The sequence below is a fragment of the Streptomyces albus subsp. chlorinus genome (assembly GCF_013302895.1).
In the GTDB taxonomy this organism is placed as follows: Bacteria; Actinomycetota; Actinomycetes; order Streptomycetales; family Streptomycetaceae; genus Streptomyces; species Streptomyces chlorinus.
In genome coordinates, this window is the sequence record NZ_VJOK01000001.1 from 1,915,922 (window position 1) to 1,922,760 (window position 6,839).

A 6,839-nucleotide genomic window follows, 5' to 3' on the forward strand; every position below is an offset into this window, starting at 1 on the left:
GTCCGCAAGCTGGCGGCCGAGCAGGGGGTGGACCTCTCCTCGGTGCGCGGCACCGGGGTGGGCGGCCGTATCCGCAAGCAGGACGTCATCGAGGCGGCCGAGGCGAAGAAGGCGCAGGCCCCGGCGGCCCCCGCCGCCCCGGCCGCCGCCGCCCGCCCGGCGTCGCCGAAGCTGGAGCCGTCGCCGCTGCGCGGCCAGACGGTGAAGATGCCGCGCATCCGCAAGCTCATCGCCGACAACATGATGAAGGCGCTGCACAGCCAGGCGCAGCTCTCCACGGTCGTCGAGGTGGACGTCACCCGCATCATGCGGCTGCGGGCCCGCGCGAAGGACGCCTTCCAGGCGCGGGAGGGCGTCAAGCTCTCGCCGATGCCGTTCTTCGTGCAGGCGGCGGCCGAGGCGCTGAAGGCCCACCCGGCCATCAACGCGCGGCTGAACGACGACGGCACGATCACCTACCACGACGTCGAGAACATCGGCATCGCGGTGGACTCGGAGAAGGGCCTGATGGTCCCGGTCATCAAGGAGGCCGGGAACCTCAACCTGGCGGGCATCGCCCGCAAGACGGCCGAGCTGGCCAAGAAGGTCCGCGAGGGCGGCCTGGGTCCGGACGACATGTCCGGCGGCACCTTCACCATCAGCAACACCGGTTCGCGCGGTGCGCTCTTCGACACCATCATCGTGAACTACCCGCAGGTCGCCGAGCTGGGCATCGGTGCCACCGTGCGCCGCCCGATGGTCGTCAACCACCCGGACCTGGGCGAGACCATCGCGATCCGCGACATGGTCTACCTGACCCTGTCCTACGACCACCAGCTGGTGGACGGCGCCGACGCCGCCCGCTACCTGGCGGACGTCAAGGCCCGCCTGGAGGCCGGTGAGTTCGAGGGCGAGCTGGGGCTGTAAGCCCTCCCGCCCACCGACGGTGCCCCCGCCACGAGCCGTGGCGGGGGCACCGTCGTGTCCGCGGCCGGCCCCTGCGGGCGCCCTCAGCAGGTGGGGCGGTAGGGCACGCCGTGCAGGGTCTGCCGCCACTGGGCGGGGGACAGGCCGCCGTGGGCGCGGGCGCACACGCGGGGGGCCGCGCGCGCGGGTGAGACGGTGTAGTGGCGGACGGCGGTGCGGGCGCCGGCCACCGACAGCCGTGTCCCGTCGGGCGAGAAGGCGAGGGCGACGGCCTTGTCGCGTACGGCGGGCAGCGGGCCGCCGAGGGGCCGGTGCGCCGCGGTGTCCCACAGCCGTACCGTGCCCCGCCGGCCCGCGACCGCGAGCGTCCGCCCGTCCGGCGAGAAGGCCAGGCCCGCGACCGGCTCGGTGCCGCCGCCGGTCTCCCGGTAGGTGCCGGCCAGCAGCCCGAGGCCGCGGCGGCCGTGCCCGTCCCAGAGGGTGACGCGGCCGGAGTCGTCGCCCGCGGCCAGGACGCGGCCGTCGGGGCTGAAGGCGAGCGCGGTCGTCTCGTCCTGGCTCAGGGCCCGCCGGACGACCCTGCCGGTGGCGGGCGAGGCGAGCTGGCCGTGGCTGGTGGCCAGCAGCCGGCCCCGGGGCCGAACGGCGAGCACCTCGCCGCCCGCGTGCCGCAGCACCCGGACCTGCCTGCGGGCGCGGATGTCCCAGACCTCGACGCGTTCGGCCTCCGGGATGCGGGAGGCCAGCAGGTGGCGGCCGTCGCGGGTGAAGGCGATGCTGTTGAGGTCGTTCCCGCTGCCGCGGTCCCTCCGGGTGAGGGTCAGGGAGAGGCGGCCCGCGGGGCGCCTCTCCCGGGTGTTCCACAGCGCGATGCGGTCGCGCGGTTCGCCGTCGCGGGTCCAGCCGCTGGTGCCGTGGGCGAAGGTGCGGCCCTCGCGGTCGAACGCCATCACGGGGGTGCACAGCAGCTCGCCGTCGCCTCCCGGGGAGGTGTCGCGGGGACAGGGCTGCTGCGGGCAGCCGGGCGGCGAGGGCGCCGGTGCGCGCGTCGCGCAGCTCGAAGCGGGCGTGCGGCGGGCTGGTCCGTACGGTGGCCAGCAGGCGGCCGTCGGGGCTGAACGCGGCCTGTCCGAGCGGGCGGTCCCGCCAGCGGACGCGATGGGCGCCGGCCAGCGACAGGGTCCGTACGGTCTGCCCGGACAGCCCGCTGAGGTAGCGGACGACACCGGCTCCGGGATCGACGGCGAGCCCGCTCACGTACTCGCTGACCAGCGGATAGCGCAGCACGGGCCGCCGGGAGACGCCGGGGCGCCACAGCAGGATCTTCTCCGAGTCGGTGGCCACCAGAAGGTCGCCGTCGTCGCTGAGCCGCATGTCGGTCAGCCCGCGCTGGTCGGCCAGCGTACGGCCGCGTCCCGTGGCCACGTCCCAGGAGCGCACCCCCTTCTCGTCCATGCCCACCAGGCGGCGGTCGCCGGGGGCGAAGGTGAGCAGCTCGGCACGGCACACCGCCCGCAGGGCGCGGCGCGGCCACCGGTCGAGGGCGAGCCGGCGGTCCCCGCCGGGGCGGGTGGCGTCCAGCCGCCACAGCTCCAGCCGTCCGCGCTCGGGGCACAGCGCGACCCGGTCGCCCCCTCGTGCGACGGCGACCGCCGTCCTCCGCGTCGGGGTGGTGCGGCGCTCGAAGACCAGGCGGCGCGTGCGGACGTCCCACAGCTGGACGGCGCTCCTGTTGCCCTCCGGCGACCCGGCCTCGATCCGCAGCAGCCTCCCGTCGGGGCTGAAGTCCTCCGGGTAGCCCCGGGCGGCGTCCGGCAGCTTCCGGGGCGTGCCGCCCCGGGTGGGGCGGAGGGTGACGCGGAGCCGGTTGTCGGAGGCGGCCAGGGTGGCGCCGTTCGGGCTGAGTGCCGCCACGACGGGTTCGCCGTCCCCGGCGGAGCGGGCGCCGGGCCCCGGGCCGCTGTGCTCCCGGCGGTGTGCGGGAACTCTCCAGCGGTCGAGCCGGCCGCCTCCGGCGCTGACGAGGGTCCGCCCGTCGGCGCTCAGCAAGCGTTCGGACCCGCGTGTCCCGCTGGGCAGGGTGAGCGCGTCCTCCTCCGGCTGGGCGAGGGCGCCGAGCAGCGCGGAGCGGGTCTCGGGGGTGTCGGCGAGGCGCCAGGCGGCCACGCTGAGCCGCATCGCGCGCACCGGGTCGGACATGCGCATGCTCTCGGCGACGGCGGCGATCCTGCGGGCCTCCGCCTCGGTGTGCCGGCGGTCGTTGGTACGGGTCTGCTGCCAGGCGACGACCCCGGCGAGCAGGGCGAGGGTGAGCAGCAGACACACGGCGGCCACACCGCCGTTCCGGCGGCGGCGCTCCCGGCGCCGTACCTCGTGGCAGGCGGTGAGGAACTCACGCTCCAGCCCGGTGAGCCCGGGTACGAAGTCGTGCGGGGCACGGTGCGTGTGGCCGTGGCGGTGGATGGGGCCGTGGCGGTGGACGGGGTCGTCGCTGGGGCCGTGCCGGTGGCTGGAGCTGGGGACGTGGCCGGGGCCGGGGACGTGGCCGGGGCCGGAGCCGGCAAGGTCGCCGTCCCGGTGGCCGGCACGGTTCCTGTCCTGGCGCCCTTCCTGGTGCGCGGCACGGTCCCCGTCCCGGTGCCCTTCCTGGTGCCCGGTACGACGTTCCTCGCGGTGCCGGGGGCGGGCGAGCGGTAGTCGGGGTGGGCGTATGCGACGGAGGAGACGCGGGGGTCCCGGGAGCGGTACGCGCCGCAGGGGCCGCGGGAGCCGGGGCCGGGCATCCTGGCCGGTGCGCCCGCCGTCCGGCGGGGCCGCCGGGGAGCCGGACCCCGCGCGGCGGCCCGGTCCGCCGAAGAGTTCGGTGGCCTCGGCGAGCCTGCTGCCCCGGTAGAGGGCGCCGGGGTCGCGGTCCAGCTCCCGCCAGCCGTGGGCGGCCTCGGTCAGTCTGCGGTGGGCGCGCAGCCGCTCGCGGTCCTCCTCGATCCAGCCGCGCAGCCGGGGCCAGGAGGTGATGAGGGCCTCGTGGGCGAGGTCGACGGTGTCGCCGTCGAGGGTCAGCAGCCGGGCGGCGGCCAGCCGTTCGAGGACGGCGGCGGCCTCCTCCCCGTCCGCCGCGCCGCTCCCGGCACCCGGCGCGGGTGCGAGTTCGGCGCGGGGCGCGGGGCGGCGGGAGTCCTGGGCGCCCTCCCCCGGGGCGACCAGCCGCGACAGGATGCGCCGGGCGAGGTCCGCCTGGTGGGGCGGGAGCCGGGTGTAGACGTCCTCGGCGGTCTGTGCGACGGCGCCTCGTACCCCGCCGGCCGCCTCGTATGCCGCCAGGGTGAGGGTGCGGCCCTTGCGGCGGCGCCAGGTCTCCAGCAGCGCGTGCGAGACCAGCGGGAGCGCGCCGGGCTCGCCTTCGGAGTCGCGCAGCAGGCGGGCCGTCAGCGCCCGTTCGACGATCAGTCCGTGCGCGGCGGCGGGGCGGACCACGGCGGCGCGCAGCTCCGCGGGGCTCATCGGGCCGACCAGCAGTCCGGCGCCGCGCAGTGCCTCGGTCAGGTCGCGGTGTTCGGCGCAGCGCCCGTAGAAGTCGGCGCGTACGGCGATGACGACGCGCAGCCGGGAGCCGGGGTCGCGGGCGCGCAGCAGCATGCGCAGGAAGCGGGCACGTTCGGCCGGGTCGCGGCAGAGCGTGAAGATTTCCTCGAACTGGTCGACCAGCACCCAGGTGGCGCCCTCGCCGGGCGCCGCCGTGCACGCCGCCTGGTGGGTGCGGGCGGGGTGCGGGCCGGGGGTGAGGATCCGGACGGCGGCGGGACGGGGCACGCCCGGGGTGCCGTCGTCGGCGCGACGGGGCATGCCGTCGGCGGCGGCGGAACGGGACGCGTCCCCGGCAGTGGCCGTGGAACGGGGCGCGGCTTTCGTGCCGTCGGCGGCGCGGGGGCGGGCGGTGCCGCGGAGCCGGGGGACGAGGCCCGCACGCAGCAGGGAGGACTTGCCGCTGCCGGACGGTCCGAAGACGGCGGCGAAGCGGTGGTCGGCCAGCAGTTCCAGCAGTTCGGCGGTCAGCTCGTCGCGGCCGAAGAAGCGGTCGTGGTCGGCGGGTTCGAAGCGGGCGAGGCCCCGGTAGGGCGGCTCGTGGGCGCCCTCCTCGTCCTCGGCGTCCCGGGCCCGGGCCCGCTCCTCGGCCTCCTCGGCGGCAGCGGCACGCCAGCGCCGCTCCCACTCGCCGGGGTCGCCGTCACAGGCGGTGGCGTAGGCCAGGGTGACGACCAGGGAGGGCAGCCGGTCGCCGGCCGCGGCCTGGGAGAGGGTGGTGACGGAGTACGCGCAGCGGGCGGCGAGCTGCCGGTAGGTGGGCCGGCCGGCCTCCTCGCGGAGCTTGCGCAGTTCGTACGCGAACCGCTGCACAGGCCCCTCCGCCGGATCGACCGGCCGTTCCTTGCGCCCCACCTCGCACCCCTTCCGCCCCCTGACGAAAAGAACGCTACGGGATTGTTCGGGCTGGTGGGACGGGGGTGCCGAACAACTGGTCGAGGCCGTGGAATCGGGTGGTCAGGCGGCGGAGGACCGCCGCGAACGAGCGACACTTGGGGACGCCTGATGACCGACAAGGGGGAGGCCGAGCCCACCGGGGCAGCCGAGCCCGGCGAGCCCGCCGGGGGCGCCGGCCCAGCCGAGAGCACCGGGCCGGCCGAGAGCACCGGGTCCGCCAGGGGCCCCGAGCCCACCGGCAGTGGCGAGCCCGCTAAGGGTGCCGAGCCCGCCGAGGGTGCCGAGGCCACCGGCGGCACCGAGCCCGCCAAGGCCGGCGAGCCCACCGGGGACCGCACCGACGCGCCCGCGCCGTCCGCCGGGAGCGAGCATGGGACCGCCGGGGACGGGACCGCCCCGAGCGAGCGCGAAGCCGCCGGGAACGACACCGCCCCGAGCGGAAACGGCACCACCGTGAACGGGGCCGCCCCGCGCGGGAACCGTACGCGTGCCCGGGCGGGGGCCGGCGGGCGGCTGGGTGGCGGGCAGCGCTCCGCCATGGTGCGGCTGGCCGGCGGCACCGTGCTGGCGCTCGCCGCCACCGCGGGGCTGCTCTCCGTCACGCTTCCGCTGAGCGCCTCGGGGGACACGCGGGAGCGGGACACGAGCACGGTCGAGGACGGGGCGCGGCGCGAGGGCCCGCCCGCGAAGGTGGAGGACGCCCCGCCGGTCACGGGCCGCGGCATTGGACGAGACCCGCTCTCCGACTCCGAGCGCGGCCGCGCGGTGCGGATCGCCCTGTCCGGCGAGGGCGGCGGGACGAGTCTGAGGACGGCCCGGGAGGACGTGACGGGCAAGAAGGGCACGCCGCAGCTGCTGGCCACGGATCTGTCCGAGGACGCGGAGGCGGGCCGGCCGCGCCGCGCCGAGGTGTCCTTCTACGACTACGCGGACGACGCGCTCATCCACCGCACCGTCGACCTGGACGTCGGCAAGGTCACCGGCACGGACACCTCGCGCGGCTCCCAGCCGCCGCCCGCCTGGGCCGAGGCGCACGAGGCGGCGGAGCTGCTGCTGAAGGACCCGCTGGGCGCGGGGCTGCGCGCCGACTACCGCAGGGCCGCGGGGAAGAAGCTCACCCGCGCAGGCCAGCTCGGCACCCAGGGGCTGACGTACGTGCCGCACACCGAGCGGGGCGACGCGCTGGACGCCTGCGGCAAGCAGCGCTGCGTGCGGCTCTTCACCCGGGTCGCGGGCGGCGGCCCGTGGATCGACACCCAGCGGTTCGTGATCAACCTCAGCGACCGCACCGTGCACCGGCTGGGCCCGCGGTGACGGCCCGCCCGGTGACCAGGACAGCGAACGGGAGAAGGACCTCGATGCACAGCCAGAAACGACTGCGCCGCCCGGCACTGGCGGCCTCGGCCCTGCTCGTCCTGCCCGCGATACCGGCGCTGGCACCCGCGAGCGCAGGC

Annotated in this window: 3 protein-coding genes and 1 pseudogene; 2 read left to right on the top strand and 2 right to left on the bottom strand. The window is 77.1% G+C overall.

Annotated elements, in window-relative coordinates:
• Window positions 1-906 (top strand): 2-oxo acid dehydrogenase subunit E2 (locus FM076_RS08645; protein WP_173869336.1); only part of this gene is annotated, 906 nt, incomplete at its 5' end.
• A gap of 83 nt (window positions 907-989) precedes the next feature.
• On the opposite strand, the gene FM076_RS08650 is transcribed toward FM076_RS08645, so the two are convergent.
• Window positions 990-1,856, bottom strand: a complete 867-nt coding sequence (locus FM076_RS08650; protein WP_173869337.1) for a WD40 repeat domain-containing protein — start codon at window positions 1,854-1,856, stop codon at window positions 990-992.
• Window positions 1,857-3,153: 1,297 nt separating this feature from the next.
• Between FM076_RS08650 and FM076_RS08655 the strand changes: the two genes are divergently transcribed.
• A complete protein-coding gene (locus tag FM076_RS08655) occupies window positions 3,154-3,603 on the top strand; it encodes a hypothetical protein (protein ID WP_173869338.1) in 450 nt (149 codons plus the stop codon).
• A 135-nt stretch (window positions 3,604-3,738) separates the two neighbouring features.
• On the opposite strand, the pseudogene FM076_RS33530 reads toward FM076_RS08655, so the two are convergent.
• Window positions 3,739-5,343: pseudogene (locus FM076_RS33530) on the bottom strand (hypothetical protein); the annotation flags it as partial.
• Window positions 5,344-6,839 lie beyond the last annotated feature (1,496 nt).